Below are 16,548 nucleotides of genomic sequence, written 5' to 3'. Positions count from 1 at the left end.
GTGTGCGCGTTGGAGTGGCGACCATGAGCCCGGAGTATCCGTTCGACGAGGCCGCGACGGCCCGGGCGGTCATCGACGCCGACGGCGTGCTCGTCGAGTGGAACGCCGGAGCCGAGCGGCTGCTGGGCCACCCGGCCGCCGAGGTCCTGGGGCGCCCCGCCGTGGAACTGCTGGCCGACGAGAGGGCGGGCCGGTCCGGCGCCCCGTCGGGCGACCGCTGGGACGGCATCCTCACCCTGCGCCATCGCGACGGCGGCACCGTGGCCGTGTGGCTGCTCGCCCACCGGGTGCGGCCGCAGGACGAGGGCCCCGACCAGTGGCTCGTGGTCACGCCGCTGGAGGGGGACGGCCCCCGGCTGCCCGGCGATCCGCTGGACAACATCGGGCTCCTCGAGTCGCCCTGTGCCATCGCCATCTATGACGAGCGGCTCCGGCTGCGCAGGATCAACGGCGTCATGGCGGAGGTCCTCCAGCTCTCCGAGGAGCAGGTGCGCGGGCTGCGCGCGCCCGAACTGACCGGCAGACGTCAGAGCGTCGACATCGAGCAGCAGCTCCTGCGCGTGCTCACCACGGGCCGGGGCACCGACGTACGGACGTACGTCCCGGTCGGCGGCGACCGGACGAACGCCTGGCTGGCCCGCATGGCCCCGATCACCGACGCCAAGGGGCGGGTGCGCGGCGTGTCCGTCGCCGCGCACGACTTCACCGAGCAGTACCTGGCCCGGGAGCGGCTGCAGCTGGTGAACGAGGCCAGCGTGCGCATCGGCACCACCCTCGACGTCTCTCGCACGGCCCAGGAGTTGGCGGACATCTGTGTCCCCGCGCTGGCCGACTTCGTGAGCGTCGACCTGCTGGACCCTCCGGAGGACGGCGGTGACCTGCCCGCCGGCCGGCTGACCGCCCCCATCGGCCTGCGTCGGACCGCCGCCCGATCCGTCAACGCGGGCAGCCCGGAAGCCGTGGTCAAGCCGGGACACGTGGACATGTATCCCGCGCCCTCACCCCAGGCCGATGCGCTGCTGGCGGGCCACACTCTCGTGGCCTCGGCGTCGACCGGTGACCTCGCTCCGTGGCTCTCCTGGGATCCGGTACGCGCCGAGCGGATCAAGGAGTACGGCATCCACACCACGATGTCCGTTCCGATCCAGGCCCGTGGCACCACCCTCGGCGTCGCCGTGCTCACCCGGTTCAAGAATCCCGAGCCGTTCACGCCCGACGACGTGCTGCTGGCCGAGGAGATCACGGCCCGCGCGGCCGTCTGCATCGACAACGCCCGCCGCTACTCCCGGGAACGCGAGACTGCCCTGGCCCTGCAGCGCAGCCTGCTCCCCCGGTCCCTGCCGCGCACCGCCGCGCTCGAAGCGGCCTCCCGCTACCTCCCGGCCGCGCGGTCAGGGGTGGGCGGCGACTGGTTCGACGTGATCCCGCTGTCCGGACTGCGGGTCGCGATGGTCGTCGGGGACGTCGTCGGCCACGGCATCCAGGCCTCGGCCACCATGGGCCGGCTGCGCACCGCCGTGCGCACGCTGGCCGACATCGACCTCGCCCCCGACGAACTGCTCACCCACCTCGACGACCTGGTCGTTCGGCTGTCCGAGGAGACGGGCCACGAAGGCAGCCCCGGCGAGGTCGGCGCCACCTGTCTGTACGCGGTGTACGACCCGGTGTCCCGGCGCTGCACGCTGGCCCGGGCCGGGCACCCCTCGCCGGTCATGATCCCGCCGGGCGGGGCGCCGGAGGAGATCGCGTTGCCCGCCGGGCCGCCGCTGGGCCTGGGCGGGCTGCCGTTCGAGTCCGCCGAGATCGAACTCCGCGAGGGCACGGTCCTCTCCTTCTACACCGACGGCCTGATCGAGACCCGTGAGCGCGATGTCGACGCCAGCCACGCGCTGCTGCGCGACGCGCTGGCGGCCGATTCCGACTCGCTGGAGGAGACCTGCGACCACGTCCTGCGCGTCCTGCTACCGCCGGGCGGCGCCGCCGACGACGTGGCGCTGCTGCTGGCCCGCACCCAAGGGCTGCCCGCCTCCCGGGTCGCGACCTGGGACATCCCGGCGGACCCGGCGCTCGTCGCGCCCATCCGCAAACAGGTCGTGGAGCAGCTCGGCACCTGGAGTCTTACCCAAGCGTCGTTCACCGTCGAGCTGGTGGTGAGCGAGCTGGTGACGAACGCCATCCGCTACGGCATCCACCCCATCCGGCTCCGGCTGATCCATGACGCGGCCACGCTGATCTGCGAGGTCTCCGACACCAGCCACACGGCACCGCATCTGCGGCGCGCCAAGATCTTCGACGAGGGCGGCCGCGGACTGCTGCTGGTCGCCCAGCTGACCCAGCGGTGGGGCAGCCGGCACACGGCGGACGGCAAGACGATCTGGGCGGAGATCGGGCTCGTCGCCGAGGGGGACGAGGGGTGAGTACTCCGCCGGAAAAGGGGGAGTCGTGACAGACATGGGACGTGTACGGACACTCCATGCCTTACACCGAGCGACTCCCGTCGTGAGTGCCGTTGCGCTGCTGAGCCTGCTGGCCGCATGCGACAACAGCGCCGATTCCACGGGCGCCGTACAGACACCGACCGGCACGAACAGCCGTACGACCGAGTCGGTCACGGTCGGCCCCCAGAGCCCCCCGACCGCGCCGGGCACGACCGGACCAGCCCCGTCCGGCACCGGCAGCCGTACGAGCGAACCGGCCGCCACCACCCGCTGTCACACCTCCGAGCTGCGCGCGTCCATCGGCCGCCCCAGTCCGGGGGCCGGGCAGCGGAACTTCCCGATCGTGCTGACCAACACGGCCGACCGCACCTGCACCGTCCGCGGCTACCCCGGTGCCGCCTTCGTGGACGCGTCCGGCAAGCAGCTCGGCCCGGACCCGAAGCGCTCCCCCGACACGCGTGCGACCGTCTCGCTGGCTCCGGGCCGGAGTGCCTGGGCGGGGCTGAGCTTCGCCAGTCCCGAGATCAGCGGCGCCCGTACGGCCGTGCCGCAGGCGCTGCTCGTGACGCCGCCGGACGAGCGGGATTCGCTGAAGGTGGCGTGGACGTACGGTGAGGTGCCCGTGGCCGGAAACGAGTCGTCGGTGCGTCTGACGGTGTTTCAGCCCGGCACCGGCGGCTGACCGGCGGTCAGCGGCGACCGTCACCGCCGTATCCGTAGCCGTAGCCCCCGTAACCGCCGTAGCCTCCGTACCCGCCGGAACCCCCGTATCCGCCGTCGCCCCAGCCGTCCTGGCCGTCCCCTGAGCAGTAGTACGGGTAGGCGGAGCACGGATCGGTCGGGTACGGGCTCGTAGGCGTCGGCTGCGCGGTCGACGGGGTCGCGGACGGCGTCGGAGTGGGGGTCTTCGACGGCTCAGCGGTAGGGGTCGGGCTCGGCGTGGGTGTCCTCGGTGTGTCGGACTCGTCGACCTCCGCGCCCCAGTTGACCACCTCCATCTGGAGCTCCGTCCTCGACGTGTCGATCACCCACTGCTGGGCGTCACTCTCGTCGTCACGGGTCTTGAGGACCAGGGCGCCCGAACCGTCGGTGGCGGCGGGGCTGAGGGCCAGGTCCTGGTCGAAGCGCGGCACGAGCGTGCCCTGGAGGGTGAAGTCGTAGCGGACGTTCTTGGTGTCGGAATCGGAGGCACCCGTGCACGGGGCCAGCCGGACCGAGTAGCCGAGATGGGAGTCGAGGCAGAGATCGGGGTTCGTGGCACTGCGCAACAGTCCGTCGGTCTCGTACGACCACTGCTGGCCGTCCGCCTCGGAGCATGCGGTGAGTTCGGTCTCCGCGTTCTTGACGGCCTTCCCGCCGACGATGCCGACGCACAGCCCGGACCCGAGGTTGTGCAGCCGGCCCCGCAGATCGCCCTTCGCGGCCTCGGCCGCGCCCGCCCAGGACGGGTTGGCGGGGGTGGAGCCGGGCTCGGAGCCGGGCGTTTCGGTGGGGCGGTCTCCGGCGGCCGGAGCGGAGCTGTCTCCGGAGCCGAGGGCGGACCAGACGACGAGCGGGAGGACGACGAGGGCGCTGACGGTCGCGACGGCCGCGGTGAGGTTACGGCGCCGGGCGGCACGGCGGGCGGCCTTGAGGGCCGAGCGGCCGGAGCAGGTGCGGGTGCCGCCCGGGCCGGTGGCGGTGGGGTCGCCGGGGCGGGAAGCTGCGGCGGGGCCGGTGCGCGGGGCGGCACGGCGGGCGGCGCGGCGTGCGCTGCGGGGGCCCGGCACGGCGGGCGAGGAGGCCGCGTCCGCAGCGGAGAAGGGCTCACCGGCGGGGGCAGGAGGGAAGGGCCCGCCCGGGGGGCAGCCGTCCCTCCCATGGCGGCGAGCGCCTCACCTCCGGGTGAGAAGGACTCGGCGGCAGAGGTGGGCCGTTCGCCCGCAGGGACCTCTCCCGCAGGAGCCCCTTCCGCAGGGCCGCCTCCTGCGGGAACAGACACCGCGCCGTCGGCGAAGAAGGACTCGCCCGCGATCGCCGCCGCCGGGTCCGGCGCCTTCTCCGCGGGCTCCTCGGCCCGGCGCACTCTCGACTCCAGATAGGCGCCCGCGCCCCAGCCGAGCACCGCTTCGGCCAGGGCGACGCCGAGCCCGGCATTGAAGAAGTTCAGCTGCTCGGCGGCGTCGCTGCAGTGCCCGCAGCGGTTCAGGTGGTCACGCAGGTCGGGGTCGATGTCGACGCCGCCGCGCCGGTAGGTGACGTCCAGCATCCGCAGGTAGCGCCGGCACTCCTGCTCGGGGGCGAGTTCGCGGTGGACCTGGAGGCACTCCTCGCGCAACCGCTCGTGGGCGCGGCCCAGTTCGATGCGGGCGGACTCCTCGTCGAGGCCCAGGAGTCCGGCCGGTACGGCCAGGGGTTCCGCCTCGACCTCGGTGTGCCACAGCAGGCAGCGGGCCGACTGGGGAAGCCGCTGGAAGGCCCCGGTCAGCAGCCGGCGGTTCGCCGGCGGCAGCAGTCGGGCGGCGGCGCGCTCGGCACCGTCCGCCTCGGACCGCAGCTCGGGGTGGAGCAGCTCCTGTCTGCGGTCGGCGTCCCACTCGGCCGCGATGCGCCGCACCGTGACGAGCAGTTGAGGGCGCCATGCGGCCGTTGGTCCGGTCTGCCGCAGTGTTTCGCCGAAAAGCCGGGTGAATGCCGCGGTGGTGAGCATTCCCGCGGACCGGGTGTCCACGGTGCACAGTCGCGCGTAGGCGAAGCCCGCTTCCCAGTGCCGGTCGAGGAGTTCACCCACGGGATGGAGCGCCGGTGTCGCCCCCGTCCACCTCTTGAGTTCGGCGCTCAGTTGAGCGTCGGTCGATTCGAAGAGACGGGCGTCGAGAGGGGAATTCGACTGGCCAGCGTCATGCACGGTGGCATTCCTCCGGAGGGGCATGCAGCATTGAAGGTCCATACCAAGGGGTATGCTCCGGGCGCGGCTCTTGTGAAGCGTGGGGCGCATGGGAGCGAGGCACACCTTTGCACAGGTCAGGGACAGGGAACAAGGGATTCCGGATTTTTGTGCATTGCGTGCTCGGCGATCGGTAATTGACGAACGGTCAATAACTGTCGCGGCCATTGCGGCGTATCCACGAAGACAATTGGAAACGGTATTCAGTCAGCACCCTGCGAGCTCTCGCCGAAACCATTGACGGGCCGTACTCCCGCTTTTTTGCCTGGTCATACGGGCGCTTGTGCCTTCACCGCACCTTCACAGGTCATGCGCCAACCATTGAACCGCCCGCCCGGTACGCCCCGGGCGGCATCCCGTACCGTTCGCGGAACACCCGGTTGAAGTGAAACGGGCTGGCGAACCCCGAGGCGGCGGCAACGCGTTCCACGGACAGATCCGTGCTCTCCAGCAGCCGGGCGGCCTGCAGCAGACGCGCCTCACGCAGCGCGCGCATCGGTGACTGTCCGGTCTGCTGGGTGAAGAGGTGGGCGAACCGGGAGGGCGAGAGCGCGACATGTCCGGCGAGCGACCGGACGGTGTGCGGGGCCGCCGGGTCGGCGGTGATGAGCGCCTGCGCCCGGCGTACCCGCGCATCGACACCGGGGCGGGGCTGGGGTGTCCGCGCGGTGGCGGCGGTGAGCAGGACGACCTCCTCCAGTGAGCAAAGGGCGAGTTCGCGGGCCGCGGTGCCGTGCGCCACGGCGACCGCATCGTCCCCCGGCACCCTGTCGGGCGGCGCCTCCGTCCCCGTCCAGCGGGCGTCGGCGAGCATCCGGCGAAACGCCGCCTCGACACGGACGTACACCGACTCCGGGGTCGGTGTGACGACGTACATCCCCTCGCCGGTGTCGTACGGACGCAGCCAGGACCGCCAGGAGGGGCGGGCCCGGCAGTGCACCCACCAGAACTGCCAGTGCCGTGCGCCCCGTTCGACGCCGTAGCCGTGCGGGGCGCCCGGCGCGAGCACCACCAGGTCCCCAGCCCCCGCCCCCGTCTCGGCGCCGCCGTGCCGGAGTCGGCCCTGCCCGCCGGTCGTCCAGGTGAACAGCCAGCTGTCCGCGCCGCGCGGCCGCTCGATCCGGTACCCAGGCGGCTGGTCGAAATACCCGACCACCACCAGCCCCGGCGGCGGGGCGGGAACGCCCGGTGCAGCAGTCTCGGGCAATCCGTCAGCGCTCACGGTCATCCTCCTGGAATGCGCGTCTGCCTAGCGTTGTGGGGCGAGGACACCTGACCGAGGAGTGGACGCATGACAGCCACGGAGATCGGCGCCACCGGCGCACCCATCCTGCCCGAGACCGGGCTCCGCCAGTTCCGCGAGGACGGCTTCACGGTCGTACGCGGGCTGTTCGGGTCCGACGAGATCGACCGGCTCCGCGACCGGTTCGCGGCGCTGCACGCGGCCGGGCCGGTGCGCGGGCATTTCGAGCCGCGTCCCACGGACCCGGACCCTCTGCGCGCGTATCCGCGGGTGATGCAGCCGCACGAGATCGACGAGTTGTCGCTGCGGGTGCTGCTCGATCCTCGGTTGCGCGGTGTGCTGGAGACGCTGCTCGGGGAGGAGGTGCTGGCGGCGCAGAGCATGTTCTACTTCAAGCCGCCGGGGGCGCGGGGGCAGGCGTTGCACCAGGACAACTTCTATCTGCGGGTGGAGCCGGGTACGTGTGTGGCGGCGTGGATCGCCTGCGATGTGATCGACCGCGACAACGGGGGGCTCGAAGTCGTTCCCGGTACGCACGACATGGACCTGTTCTGCCCGGAGACGGCGGACGCCGAGGTGTCCTTCGCACGGGAGTACGTCCCGCCGCCGCCCGGCCTGGCGGCCGTGCCCGTCGACATGGAGCCGGGCGACGTGCTGTTCTTCAACGGCAGCCTGGTGCACGGCTCGCAGCCCAACCGGACGGCGGACCGTTTCCGCCGCTCCTTCATCGGCCACTACGTGGGCCGTTCGGCCGAGCGGATCGGCGAGTACTACCGCACGCTGACGATGAACGGCGACCGCGTCCCGCTGCCGCACAGCGAGGGCGCGGGGCCGTGCGGCACGGAGTTCGAGCCGCACGGGCCGCACTGAGCGGGACCGTCGGGATCAGTGACCGATGACCGGGTGCGGCGCATAGGGCTCCTGGAGTTCCTCCAATTCCTTCTCGGTGAGCTCCAGTTCGACCGCCGCCGCCGCGTCCTCGATGTGGTGCGGCTTGGCGGCGCCGATGATCGGGGCCGTCACCGTGTCCTGGTGCAGCAGCCAGGCGAGGGCGATCAGGGCGCGCGGGACGCCGCGTTCGCCGGCGACGCGGGTGACGGCCTCGACGACAACCCGGTCGCTGTCGACGTACAGCCGGCTGCCGAAGTTGTCGCCCGCGCTGCGTTCGGTGACCGTTCCCCAGTCCCGGGTGAGCCGGCCGCGCGCGAGCGGGCTCCAGGGGAGCACGCCGACGCCCTGGTCCGCGCAGAGCGGCAGCATCTCGCGCTCTTCCTCGCGGTAGAGGAGGTTGTAGTAGTTCTGCATCGAGACGAACTTGGTCCAGCCGTGCCGCTCGGCCGTGTACTGCATCTTGGAGAACTGCCAGGCGTACATCGAACTCGCCCCGATGTAGCGCACCTTGCCCGCCTTGACGAGGTCGTGCAGGGCCTCCATGGTCTCCTCGACCGGGGTGTGCGGGTCGAAGCGGTGGATCTGGTACAGGTCGACGTAGTCCGTGCCGAGGCGGCTGAGGCTGTGGTCGATCTCCGTCATGATCGCCTTGCGGGACAGACCGGCGCCGTTGGGTCCGGGCCGCATCCGGCCGTTCACCTTCGTCGCGAGAACGACCTCGTCGCGGCGGGCGAAGTCGCGCAGCGCCTTGCCGACGATCTCCTCGCTGGTGCCGTCGGAGTAGACGTTGGCGGTGTCGAAGAAGTTGATCCCGGCCTCCAGCGCCTGCCGGATCAGCGGCCGTGACGCCTCCTCGTCGAGGGTCCACTCGTGCACGCCGCGGTCCGGGAGCCCGTAGGTCATGCAGCCCAGACAGATCCGCGACACGTCCAGGCCCGTCGAACCGAGCTTCACGTACTGCATCGTTGCTGCTCCTGCCTTCGGGGTGGGGTACCAGGGGGAGCGTACGTGGTCTGCTCCACCGACCCCTGTTTTCACGCCGCGCTCGCCGAATCAAGCCGGATCAGCAGCACACCGGGCGGGCGCGGCAAGTGCCGTACGGGCAGCTCGCGTTCGGTCTTCCCGCCTCGGCGCCACACCGGGACATACGAGGGACCGCTCGGCGCCCGTATCCCGAGGGCCGGCCACTCGTCCGTCCAACCCGGCAGGCCGAGCGGCCAGAACGGAACCACCTTCGGGAGGTCCCCGCGGATCGTCTTGTACGTGCTCACCGCGTCCCCCCCAGGGCACGCTGACGGTCCAAGATCCGGTTCAGGTGGCCGGACAACAACCGCGTCGCGCTGACGGCCCGGCACGCCGCCGTCCGCTCCCTCGACGTCTCGGGAAGCGGCTCGACCACCGGCACGCTCTCCTACGAGGCCACCTCGGCCACCCTCGCGGGCGGCGCCGAACTGGTCGACTCCGCGTACGCGCCCGCCGGTTCCTACATCGGCACGCTCGGCAACAGCCCCGCAAGCACGGTCGCGTTCACGGTGGCCGCACCCCGCGCGGGCCGCAAGTCCCGCACCAGGGCACTCGACCGCATCGAACTGGGCCGAGTAGCCGGCTGACGATCCCGTCCCGGCCGCTGGTGGCCCGCGATCCCCTGCCGGGAGGGCGTCACCGTCCCACCAGATCCAGCGCGCGCTCCCACCCGAACTCCTCGCCCTCCGCGCCCTGGTACGGATAACCGAACCGCACACCCATCCCCCGCAGCCGTATCAGACTGTCCTGATAGGCGGGATGGCCGGCCAGCGCGTCGGAGACGCAGGTCAGGACGCCGATCGGGATGCCCTGGCCGGACACCTCGCACAGCGTCGCCACGGCGAGGGTGTCGGCGATGCCGGCCGCCCACTTGTTGATCGTGTTGAACGTGGCCGGGGCGACCACGACCGCGTCCGGCTCCGGGAAGGGCCGCGGGTCGCCCGGGCGGCGCCAGGCGGAGCGGATCGGATACCCCGTCTGCGCCTCCACGGCGGCCGTGTCGAAGAAGCCGTTCATGGCCGTCGGCGTCGCGATGACCCCGACCTGCCACTCCCGTTCCTGGGCGGCGGTGATCAGCTTGCCGACGTCCGCGGCGATGCCGGCGGCGCAGACGACGACGTAGAGGAAGGGCGGTGTCTCGTCCTGTTCGGTCACGCCGGAACCCTACTGAAGCGGGAAGGACGCTCCCCGCTCCGCCTCGGGCCGCGGGCCGTGGATCCGGCGCTCCTTCTCCTCGATCGCCACGTCGTTGATGCTCGCCTCGCGCCGGGTCATCAGCCCGTGCTCGTCGAACTCCCACAACTCGTTGCCGTACGACCGCCACCACTGCCCTTCGGTGTCCCGGCACTCGTACTGGAAGCGGACCGCGATGCGGTTGCCGTCGAAGGCCCACAAGTCCTTGCGCAGCGCGTATTCCTGTTCGCGCGCCCACTTCGCGGTGAGGAACTCGACGATCTCGGCGCGCCCGGTGACGAAGGTGTCGCGGTTGCGCCACACCGAGTCCTGCGAGTAGGCGAGCGCCACCTTGTGCGGGTCGCGGGTGTTCCAGGCGTCTTCGGCGGCCTGCACCTTCTGTGCGGCGGTCTCACGCGTGAACGGCGGCAGGGGCGGGCGGTGGGTCATGGCGTCCTCCGGTTGGCGGGACAGCGGCAAGAACAGCGGCAAGAACATCGGAGAACGAGCGTTCTCCGCTCGCCTGCTACCGTAGGAGAATGCTCGTTCTCGCGTCAAGGAGAGGTCGTCCATGGACAGCGCAACCGCCCGGGAGCAAGCACTGGACGCCGCGGAGAGGCTGTTCTACGGGCGCGGCATCCAGTCCGTCGGCATGGACGACATCCGGGGCGCGTCCGGGGTCTCGCTCAAGCGGCTCTATCAGCTCTTCCCGGCGAAGGAGCAGCTGGTCGAGGCGTATCTGGAGCGACGCGACGTGCGCTGGCGCGGACGGCTCGCGGCGCATGTGGAGCGGCAGGCCGACCCCGAGCGGCGGATCCTGGCCGTCTTCGACTGGCTGGAGGAGTGGTTCCGCGAGGAGGACTTCCGCGGCTGCGCCTGGATCAACGCGTACGGCGAGCTGGGCGCCCGCTCGGACCGGGTGGCGGACCAGGTACGGGCGCACAAGCGGGCGTTCCGCGACCAGCTCGCCTCACTGGTGGCCGGGGCGGGACTGCCCGACGCGCTCACCGGGCCGCTGTATCTGCTGGCCGAGGGCGCCATGGTCACGGCGGGCATCACGGGCGATGCGCGGCCGGCGGCCGAGGCTCGAGAGGCGGCGCGGGCGCTGCTGGCGACGCGCTGAGGTCGGGCCGCGACGGGCTCCGGACCGGCGAGTCGGGGCAGGGCGTCCATGCGGGTCAGCTCGGCGGCGACGAGGTGGAGGTGCTACGGCGTCACGCCGAGGTGGGCGAAGCATGCCCTCAGGTACGGCGTCCGGAGAAGCTCGCCGGCCGGGCCCGGCGCAAGGTGCGGGGCCCGGCCGCGGTGCGGGCGCCGAGCTGGACCGGCACCGGCACCAGCAGGTCGTCGAGGCGTTCCTTGCCGCCGCGCGGGCGGTGACCTGGGCGCGCTGCTCGATCTGCCGGCCCCCGACATCGTGCGCCGGGCCGCCCCCGCCTCCCTGCCGCCGGGCGTGGCGGCGGGGCTGCGGGGTGCGTGGGCGGTGGCTGAGGGCACGGTGCTTCTGCGCAACCGGGCGCGGTTCGCGGTGACGGCGCTCGTGGGCGACGACGCGGGCTTGGTCGTCGCCCCTCGCGGACGGCTGCTGTCCGCCGTCACCGTCACCGTGGAAGGCGGGCGGATCAGCTCCTACGAGGTGATCGCCGCCCCGCCCGGCTGCGCACCCTCGGCCTGGCGGTGCTCGACGTGCCCGGCGTCAGCTCCCCGTCTCGGACACGGTGATGGCGCTGACCGGACAGGCCCGGGCGGCCTCCCGCACCATCGGGTCGCCGCCGCCGTCCTCCCGGCCGGGGATCAGGGCGCTGAAGCCGTCGTCGTCCTGGGTGAAGACGGACGGGGCGGCGAGGGCGCACTGGCCGGCACCGATGCAGAGGTCGTGGTCGATGTCGATGCGCATGTCCGACGCTTCGCGGTTCTCGCCGGTTTCATGCGTTTTGCTTGTTTCATTCGTTTTGTTGTCCATGACCGGAGCCTCTTACCAGGTCACGGGGAGTTCCAGCATCCCCTGGATCGTGTCGCCGGGTTTGAAAGGGATTTCCTCCGCCGGGACGGCCAGGCGCAGGGTCGGCAGCCGGGTGAAGAGGGCGTGCAGGGCGATCTCCAGCTCGGCGCGGGCCAGGTTCTGGCCGAGGCACTGGTGGATGCCGAAACCGAAGGCGACGTGGTGGCGGGCCGGGCGGCGCCAGTCCAGGATGTCGGGGTCGGCGTAGACGGACTCGTCGCGGTTGATGACGGAGGTCGCGAAGAGCACTCCCTCGCCGGCCCGGATCGTCACCGCCCCCTCCACCTCGATGTCCTCGGCAGCGACCCGCAGCAGCCCGTCGGCGATCGACAGCATCCGCATGAGCTCCTCGACGGCGGCGGGCAGCAGCCCCGGATTCGCGCGCAACTCGGCCAGGCGGTCGGGGTGTTGGAGAAGGGTGAAGGTGCCGAGGGAGATCATGTTGGCGGTCGTCTCATGCCCGGCGACCAGCAGAATGGTCGCGAGGGCGATGACCTCCTCCTGGTCCAGCTCGCCGTCGCGCAGCTGCTGGTGGACGAGTTCGTCCAGGACCCCGTCGCCGGGCTCCGGCTCTTTCTGTTTCCGGTCGATCAGCTCGGCGAAGTAGGCGTCCAGCCGGTCGCGGGCGTCCATGGTGTCGGCGGCCGTGGGGCCGCGCAGAAGACTCCGTGACTGCCCCTCGAAGAACTCGTGGTCCTCATAGGGGACGCCCAGCAGGGCACAGATGACCATCGAGGGCACCGGCAGGGCGAAGGCTCTCACCAGCTCGGCGGGCGCCCCCCGATCGATCATCGCGTCCAGCCGCTCGTCCACGATCCGCTGGATCTGCGGGCGCAGCTCGGCCGCACGCCTGAGGGTGAAACTGGGGACCATCATCCGCCGCTGGACGCGGTGTTCGGGGTCGTCGGTGCCCAGCAGCGCGCCCTTGCGGTTGCGGAGCCCCGCGAACCGCGCGGTGGGCGAGGGGAAGTCGGGCCGGGTGCGATCGGAGGACAGCCGCGGGTCGGCCAGCAGGGTGCGGGCGAGAGAGTGGCCGGTGACCAGCCAGGCCGGGCGGCCGTCGTACAGGGTGATGCGGGCCAGCGGGCGGGAGTCGCGCAGGGGGTCGTAGGCCGTGGGCGGGTGGTACGGAGGACAGGTGCGGTTCTGAGGGAAGGCGACGGTGTGCGATTCCGTCATGTCCGTCATGGAAGACCTCGCAGACGAAGAGTGCGTCGTGCCGATCTTCATTAGATGCCTGGGGCACCTAATGGGCGACGCGAAGTTCGGCCAGATCGGGCGCTCCGGCAATATGGCCGGAGAACGTCGCACAGGAGTCCGGGCGCGGGGAGCAGGAGACCCGTCGTCCCGCGAAATTCGCTTGTCGGCGGGCAGCCGCCCCCCGCAGAATCCGGCCATGTCTACGACCACCGCCTTCCTGCCGCCGACCGTCGCCGTTGTCGCCGCGCGGTCCCAGCAGCAGCCCGGCCGACCGTGGAGTCCGACGCTTCCCACGTCGTGACCGCCGCGCTCGTCGCGGGGCTGCTCGCGGGCTACGGCATCGCCGTCCCGGTCGGCGCGGTCGCGACCTACCTCGTCTCCCTCACCGCCCGTACGTCCCTGCGGACCGGGGTCTGCGCCGCGCTCGGCGTCGCGACCGCCGACGGGCTCTACGCCCTCGTCGCCACCCTCGGCGGCTCAGCACTCGCCGCCGCGCTGCGTCCGATGCTGGTGCCGCTGCGCTGGGCGTCCGCCCTGGTGCTGGCGGCCCTCGCGGTACGCGGCGCGGTCACCGCCGTACGCCACTACCGCGACCACCGCCTCGCCACCCGCTCCACGCCCCCTCCCCCGGGCCCGGCGCGCGCCTATCTGGCGCTGCTCGGCATCACGCTGCTCAACCCGACCACCGTGATCTACTTCGCGGCCCTCGTCCTCGGCACCCGCGCGACGGACGCCGTACCGCTCCTGGAGCAGGGCGTGTTCGTGCTGGCCGCGTTCGCCGCGTCGGCGAGCTGGCAGCTGCTGCTCGTCGGCGGCGGGGCGCTGCTGGGGCGGGTGCTGACGGGGCATCGGGGGCGGTTGGTGACGGCGCTGGTGTCGAGTGGGGTGATCCTGGCGTTGGCCGTAAGGATGCTGGTGCAGCCGGCGGCAGGATGAATCCGGCGCCTGCCGGTGTTGAAGAGCGCTGTCCGTCAGCACCGACACGACGATGGGACCGATGCCATGCCTCTTGAAGGCGAGTACGAGCCCAGCCCGACCAAATGGGTACGCGACCAGGTGGAGTTGTACGAGAGCTCCGGCGGCACCCAGGGCACGACCCTCATGAACACCGGGATGCCGGTGATCCTGCTCACGACGCGAGGCGCCAGGAGCGGCAAGATCCGCAAGACGCCGCTGATGCGGGTCGAGCACGAGGGACGTTATGCCGCGGTGGCCTCGCTGGGCGGCGCGCCCCAGCATCCTGTCTGGTACCACAACGTCAAGGCCGATCCGCATGTGGAGCTCCAGGACGGGCCCGTGAAGCGGGACATGAAGGCCCGCGAGGTCACCGGCGCGGAGAAGGCCGAGTGGTGGGAGCGTGCCGTCGCGGCGTATCCGGCGTACGCGGACTACCAGAAGAAGACGGAGCGGGTGATCCCGGTCTTCGTGCTGGAGCCGTTCGACGGGGACTGACCGAGGCTCCGAAAACTTTTTCTCCCCGGGACGCATGAACCGGTGTTCGCCGGGCACACGTGCGTCAGGCCCCGCCGCGCTCCCCCGTCGCGGCGGGGCTTCCCTCTGCCTCGCGCGCGGAGCGTTCCGTGACGTCGAGGAAGATCTGGTCCGCCTCGGCGACGGTGTGGCCGATGGACCGCTTGATGCGGACGGCGACCTCTTCGACCTGTTCGCTGTCGAGGCCGGGCACCAGATCGACCCGGGCCGCCACCAGGGCGGTCTCCAGGCCCGTCTTCATCGTGAACAGCGCCTCCACGCTGTCGATCTCCGGCTGCGCCTGCAGCAGGGCACGGATCCGGGCGTCCGCCTCGGGGTCGGCGGCCTGCCCGATGAGCTGGTCGCGGGCGTCGCGTCCCAGTCGGTAGGCGACGTAGACCAGGAGCACGCCGATCGCCAGTGAGGCGGACGCCTCCCACACGACCTGCCCGGTGACCATGTGCAGCACCATGCCGGTCATGGCCAGGGTCACGCCCAGCACCGCCGTGGCGTCCTCGGCGAGGACCGTGCGCAGGGCCGGGTCGCGCAGACCGCTCGCGAGGCCGCCCTCCCGGCGGACCTGGTGCAGTGCCCGGACGAGTGACAGGCCCTCGGCGAGGAAGGCGACCCCGAGCACGACGATGCCCGCCACATAGCCGCCGAACTTCTCCTCGCTGCCGCCGTGCAGCGCGTCGAAGCCCTGGAAGAAGGAGAAACAGCCGCCCATCACGAAAATGCCGACGGCCGCGAGCAGCGACCAGAAGAAGCGTTCCTTGCCGTAGCCGAAGGGATGACGGGCGTCGGCGGGGCGGCGGCTGCGGCGCAGCGCGGCCAGCAGGAACACCTCGTTCATGCTGTCCGCGACGGAGTGCGCCGCCTCCGACAGCAGTGCGGGTGACTGGGCGACAACGCCGCCGACCGCCTTGGCGACGGCGATGACGAGGTTGGCCGCGAGGGCCACCAGGACGGTGACGCGGGTCCTTCGGTCGGTCTTCGGTTCCTCGGTCGTCCGGCTCACCTGTCACCGACTGCCCCGGTCGGTGCGGATCACACCGTGCGGTCGGCGCAAAACGGGGGACCCGTGAGATCGGGGAACCGAGTTCGGGGAACACGGTGTACGGCAGAGAGCGTGGGGCGGAAAGGAGCGCGGTCATGAGCGGCGGGGGCAACACCGCCTACGGCCGGAAGTCGTTCCAGCGGTCGAAGGCCCACTTCACGGACCGGATCACCGCGGACGGCCGGGACGGTTGGCCGGTGGAGGCGGGCCGCTACCGGCTGGTGGTCAGCCGTGCCTGTCCGTGGGCGAGCCGGGCGGTGATCTCGCGGCGGCTGCTCGGCCTGGAGGACGCCTTGTCGATGGCGATCGCCGACCCGATCCAGGACGACCGCAGCTGGCGCTTCACCCTGGACCCGGACGACCGCGATCCGGTGCTCGGCATCCGTTTCCTCAGCGAGGCCTACGACCGGCGGGAGACGGACTACCCGGGCGGCGTCAGCGTGCCCGCGCTCGTGGACGTGCCCAGCGGCGAACTCGTCACCAACGACTACCAGCGGATCACGCTCGACCTCGCCACCGAGTGGACTGCCCTGCACCGCGACGGGGCGCCCGATCTCTACCCGGAGGCGCTGCGCGACGAAATCGACGCCGTCATGGCGGACGTCTTCGAGGACGTGAACAACGGTGTGTACCGGGCGGGTTTCGCCACCGGCCAGGAGGAGTACGAGGGGGCGTGCGCGCGGCTCTTCCGGCGCCTGGAGCTGCTGGCGGAGCGGCTGTCCGGACAGCGGTACCTGGTCGGCGACACGATCACCGAGGCCGACATCCGGCTGTTCACCACGCTGGTCCGCTTCGACGCCGTGTATCACGGCCACTTCAAGTGCAATCGCTGGAAGCTGACGGAGAATCAGGTCCTGTGGGCGTACGCCCGCGACCTTTATCAGACGCCGGGATTCGGTGACACCGTCGACTTCGACCACATCAAGCGGCACTACTACCGGGTGCACAGGGGCATCAACCCGACCGGCATCGTCCCCCTCGGGCCTGATCTGTCGGGCTGGCTCACGCCGCACGGCCGGGAGGAGCTGGGCGGCAGGCCGTTCGGTGACGGGACACCGCCCGGACCGGTTCCGCAGACCGAGGAAGTCCCCGCTCAGGGGCGGCCCTGACTACCAAGGAGGCGCA

15 protein-coding genes and 2 pseudogenes are annotated in these 16,548 nt (G+C 71.6%); 8 read left to right on the top strand and 9 right to left on the bottom strand.

The features are described from left to right. Positions 1–23 precede the first annotated feature (23 nt). Together ACQEV2_RS39390 and ACQEV2_RS39385 are read left to right on the top strand one after the other, a co-directional pair. A complete protein-coding gene (locus tag ACQEV2_RS39390) occupies positions 24–2,417 on the top strand; it encodes a SpoIIE family protein phosphatase (protein WP_433053080.1) in 2,394 nt (797 codons plus the stop codon). A 34-nt stretch (positions 2,418–2,451) separates the two neighbouring features. Further along, the gene (locus tag ACQEV2_RS39385) at positions 2,452–3,120 is read left to right on the top strand and encodes a DUF4232 domain-containing protein (protein WP_433053077.1); all 669 of its coding nucleotides are present in this window, start codon (positions 2,452–2,454) and stop codon (positions 3,118–3,120) included. Positions 3,121–3,127: 7 nt separating this feature from the next. Here ACQEV2_RS39385 and ACQEV2_RS39380 read toward each other — a convergent pair. Both ACQEV2_RS39380 and ACQEV2_RS39375 read right to left on the bottom strand, forming a co-directional pair. Continuing rightward, positions 3,128–5,349: pseudogene (locus ACQEV2_RS39380) on the bottom strand (ricin-type beta-trefoil lectin domain protein). A 322-nt stretch (positions 5,350–5,671) separates the two neighbouring features. Then, complete coding sequence (locus tag ACQEV2_RS39375; RefSeq protein WP_433053074.1) at positions 5,672–6,592, bottom strand: helix-turn-helix domain-containing protein; 921 nt, start codon at positions 6,590–6,592, stop codon at positions 5,672–5,674. Positions 6,593–6,655: 63 nt separating this feature from the next. Here ACQEV2_RS39375 and ACQEV2_RS39370 point away from each other — a divergent pair, with 63 nt between their 5' ends. Then, a complete protein-coding gene (locus ACQEV2_RS39370) occupies positions 6,656–7,477 on the top strand; it encodes a phytanoyl-CoA dioxygenase family protein (RefSeq protein ID WP_433053071.1) in 822 nt (273 codons plus the stop codon). A gap of 15 nt (positions 7,478–7,492) precedes the next feature. Here the strand turns inward: ACQEV2_RS39370 and ACQEV2_RS39365 are convergent, their stop codons facing one another. Beyond that, on the bottom strand, positions 7,493–8,461 hold the full coding sequence (locus tag ACQEV2_RS39365; protein WP_433053068.1) for an aldo/keto reductase: 969 nt from the start codon (positions 8,459–8,461) through the stop codon (positions 7,493–7,495). Between the two features lie 71 nt (positions 8,462–8,532). After that, positions 8,533–8,769, bottom strand: a complete 237-nt coding sequence (locus ACQEV2_RS39360) for a hypothetical protein (protein ID WP_433053065.1) — start codon at positions 8,767–8,769, stop codon at positions 8,533–8,535. Positions 8,770–8,823: 54 nt separating this feature from the next. Between ACQEV2_RS39360 and ACQEV2_RS39355 the strand changes: the two are divergent. Then, positions 8,824–9,054: pseudogene (locus tag ACQEV2_RS39355) on the top strand (hypothetical protein); the annotation flags it as partial. Positions 9,055–9,157: 103 nt separating this feature from the next. On the opposite strand, the gene ACQEV2_RS39350 reads toward ACQEV2_RS39355, so the two are convergent. Continuing rightward, on the bottom strand, positions 9,158–9,676 hold the full coding sequence (locus ACQEV2_RS39350; RefSeq protein WP_433053062.1) for a flavoprotein: 519 nt from the start codon (positions 9,674–9,676) through the stop codon (positions 9,158–9,160). A 9-nt stretch (positions 9,677–9,685) separates the two neighbouring features. Next, complete coding sequence (locus ACQEV2_RS39345; RefSeq protein WP_433053059.1) at positions 9,686–10,144, bottom strand: nuclear transport factor 2 family protein; 459 nt, start codon at positions 10,142–10,144, stop codon at positions 9,686–9,688. 121 nt (positions 10,145–10,265) lie between these two features. Between ACQEV2_RS39345 and ACQEV2_RS39340 the strand changes: the two genes are divergently transcribed. Further along, positions 10,266–10,817 (top strand): TetR/AcrR family transcriptional regulator, encoded by a 552-nt coding sequence (locus tag ACQEV2_RS39340; protein WP_433053056.1) that lies wholly within the window; start codon positions 10,266–10,268, stop codon positions 10,815–10,817. 573 nt (positions 10,818–11,390) lie between these two features. Here ACQEV2_RS39340 and ACQEV2_RS39335 read toward each other — a convergent pair. After that, entirely contained in the window at positions 11,391–11,591 is a 201-nt protein-coding gene (locus ACQEV2_RS39335) for a ferredoxin (RefSeq protein WP_433053053.1), read from the bottom strand. 78 nt (positions 11,592–11,669) lie between these two features. Then, positions 11,670–12,884, bottom strand: coding sequence for a cytochrome P450 (locus ACQEV2_RS39330; protein WP_433053050.1), 1,215 nt, complete (start codon positions 12,882–12,884; stop codon positions 11,670–11,672). Positions 12,885–13,193: 309 nt separating this feature from the next. Between ACQEV2_RS39330 and ACQEV2_RS39325 the strand changes: the two genes are divergently transcribed. Together ACQEV2_RS39325 and ACQEV2_RS39320 are read left to right on the top strand one after the other, a co-directional pair. After that, on the top strand, positions 13,194–13,832 hold the full coding sequence (locus tag ACQEV2_RS39325; protein ID WP_433053047.1) for a LysE family transporter: 639 nt from the start codon (positions 13,194–13,196) through the stop codon (positions 13,830–13,832). Positions 13,833–13,898: 66 nt separating this feature from the next. Next, entirely contained in the window at positions 13,899–14,348 is a 450-nt protein-coding gene (locus ACQEV2_RS39320) for a nitroreductase family deazaflavin-dependent oxidoreductase (protein WP_433053044.1), read from the top strand. A 64-nt stretch (positions 14,349–14,412) separates the two neighbouring features. On the opposite strand, the gene ACQEV2_RS39315 is transcribed toward ACQEV2_RS39320, so the two are convergent. Beyond that, the gene (locus ACQEV2_RS39315) at positions 14,413–15,384 is read right to left on the bottom strand and encodes a cation diffusion facilitator family transporter (protein WP_433053042.1); all 972 of its coding nucleotides are present in this window, start codon (positions 15,382–15,384) and stop codon (positions 14,413–14,415) included. Positions 15,385–15,518: 134 nt separating this feature from the next. On the opposite strand from ACQEV2_RS39315, the gene ACQEV2_RS39310 reads away from it, so the two are divergent. Further along, positions 15,519–16,532, top strand: a complete 1,014-nt coding sequence (locus ACQEV2_RS39310; RefSeq protein ID WP_433053039.1) for a glutathione S-transferase family protein — start codon at positions 15,519–15,521, stop codon at positions 16,530–16,532. Positions 16,533–16,548 lie beyond the last annotated feature (16 nt).

Source organism: Streptomyces sp. CA-251387 (assembly GCF_050936625.1).
GTDB lineage: Bacteria > Actinomycetota > Actinomycetes > Streptomycetales > Streptomycetaceae > Streptomyces.
The sequence above is the reverse complement of the archived record's forward strand: the minus strand, read 5'-3'. Positions and strand labels throughout refer to the sequence as shown.

Excerpts from the sequence above, each read along its gene's own strand:
- ACQEV2_RS39390 (WP_433053080.1), top strand. The coding sequence starts at position 24 with ATGAGCCCGGAGTATCCGTTCGACGAGGCCGCGACGGCCCGGGCGGTC.
- ACQEV2_RS39385 (WP_433053077.1), top strand. The coding sequence starts at position 2,452 with ATGGGACGTGTACGGACACTCCATGCCTTACACCGAGCGACTCCCGTC.
- ACQEV2_RS39375 (WP_433053074.1), bottom strand. The coding sequence starts at position 6,592 with ATGACCGTGAGCGCTGACGGATTGCCCGAGACTGCTGCACCGGGCGTT.
- ACQEV2_RS39370 (WP_433053071.1), top strand. The coding sequence starts at position 6,656 with ATGACAGCCACGGAGATCGGCGCCACCGGCGCACCCATCCTGCCCGAG.
- ACQEV2_RS39365 (WP_433053068.1), bottom strand. The coding sequence starts at position 8,461 with ATGCAGTACGTGAAGCTCGGTTCGACGGGCCTGGACGTGTCGCGGATC.
- ACQEV2_RS39345 (WP_433053059.1), bottom strand. The coding sequence starts at position 10,144 with ATGACCCACCGCCCGCCCCTGCCGCCGTTCACGCGTGAGACCGCCGCA.
- ACQEV2_RS39340 (WP_433053056.1), top strand. The coding sequence starts at position 10,266 with ATGGACAGCGCAACCGCCCGGGAGCAAGCACTGGACGCCGCGGAGAGG.
- ACQEV2_RS39335 (WP_433053053.1), bottom strand. The coding sequence starts at position 11,591 with ATGCGCATCGACATCGACCACGACCTCTGCATCGGTGCCGGCCAGTGC.
- ACQEV2_RS39330 (WP_433053050.1), bottom strand. The coding sequence starts at position 12,884 with ATGACGGACATGACGGAATCGCACACCGTCGCCTTCCCTCAGAACCGC.
- ACQEV2_RS39320 (WP_433053044.1), top strand. The coding sequence starts at position 13,899 with ATGCCTCTTGAAGGCGAGTACGAGCCCAGCCCGACCAAATGGGTACGC.
- ACQEV2_RS39310 (WP_433053039.1), top strand. The coding sequence starts at position 15,519 with ATGAGCGGCGGGGGCAACACCGCCTACGGCCGGAAGTCGTTCCAGCGG.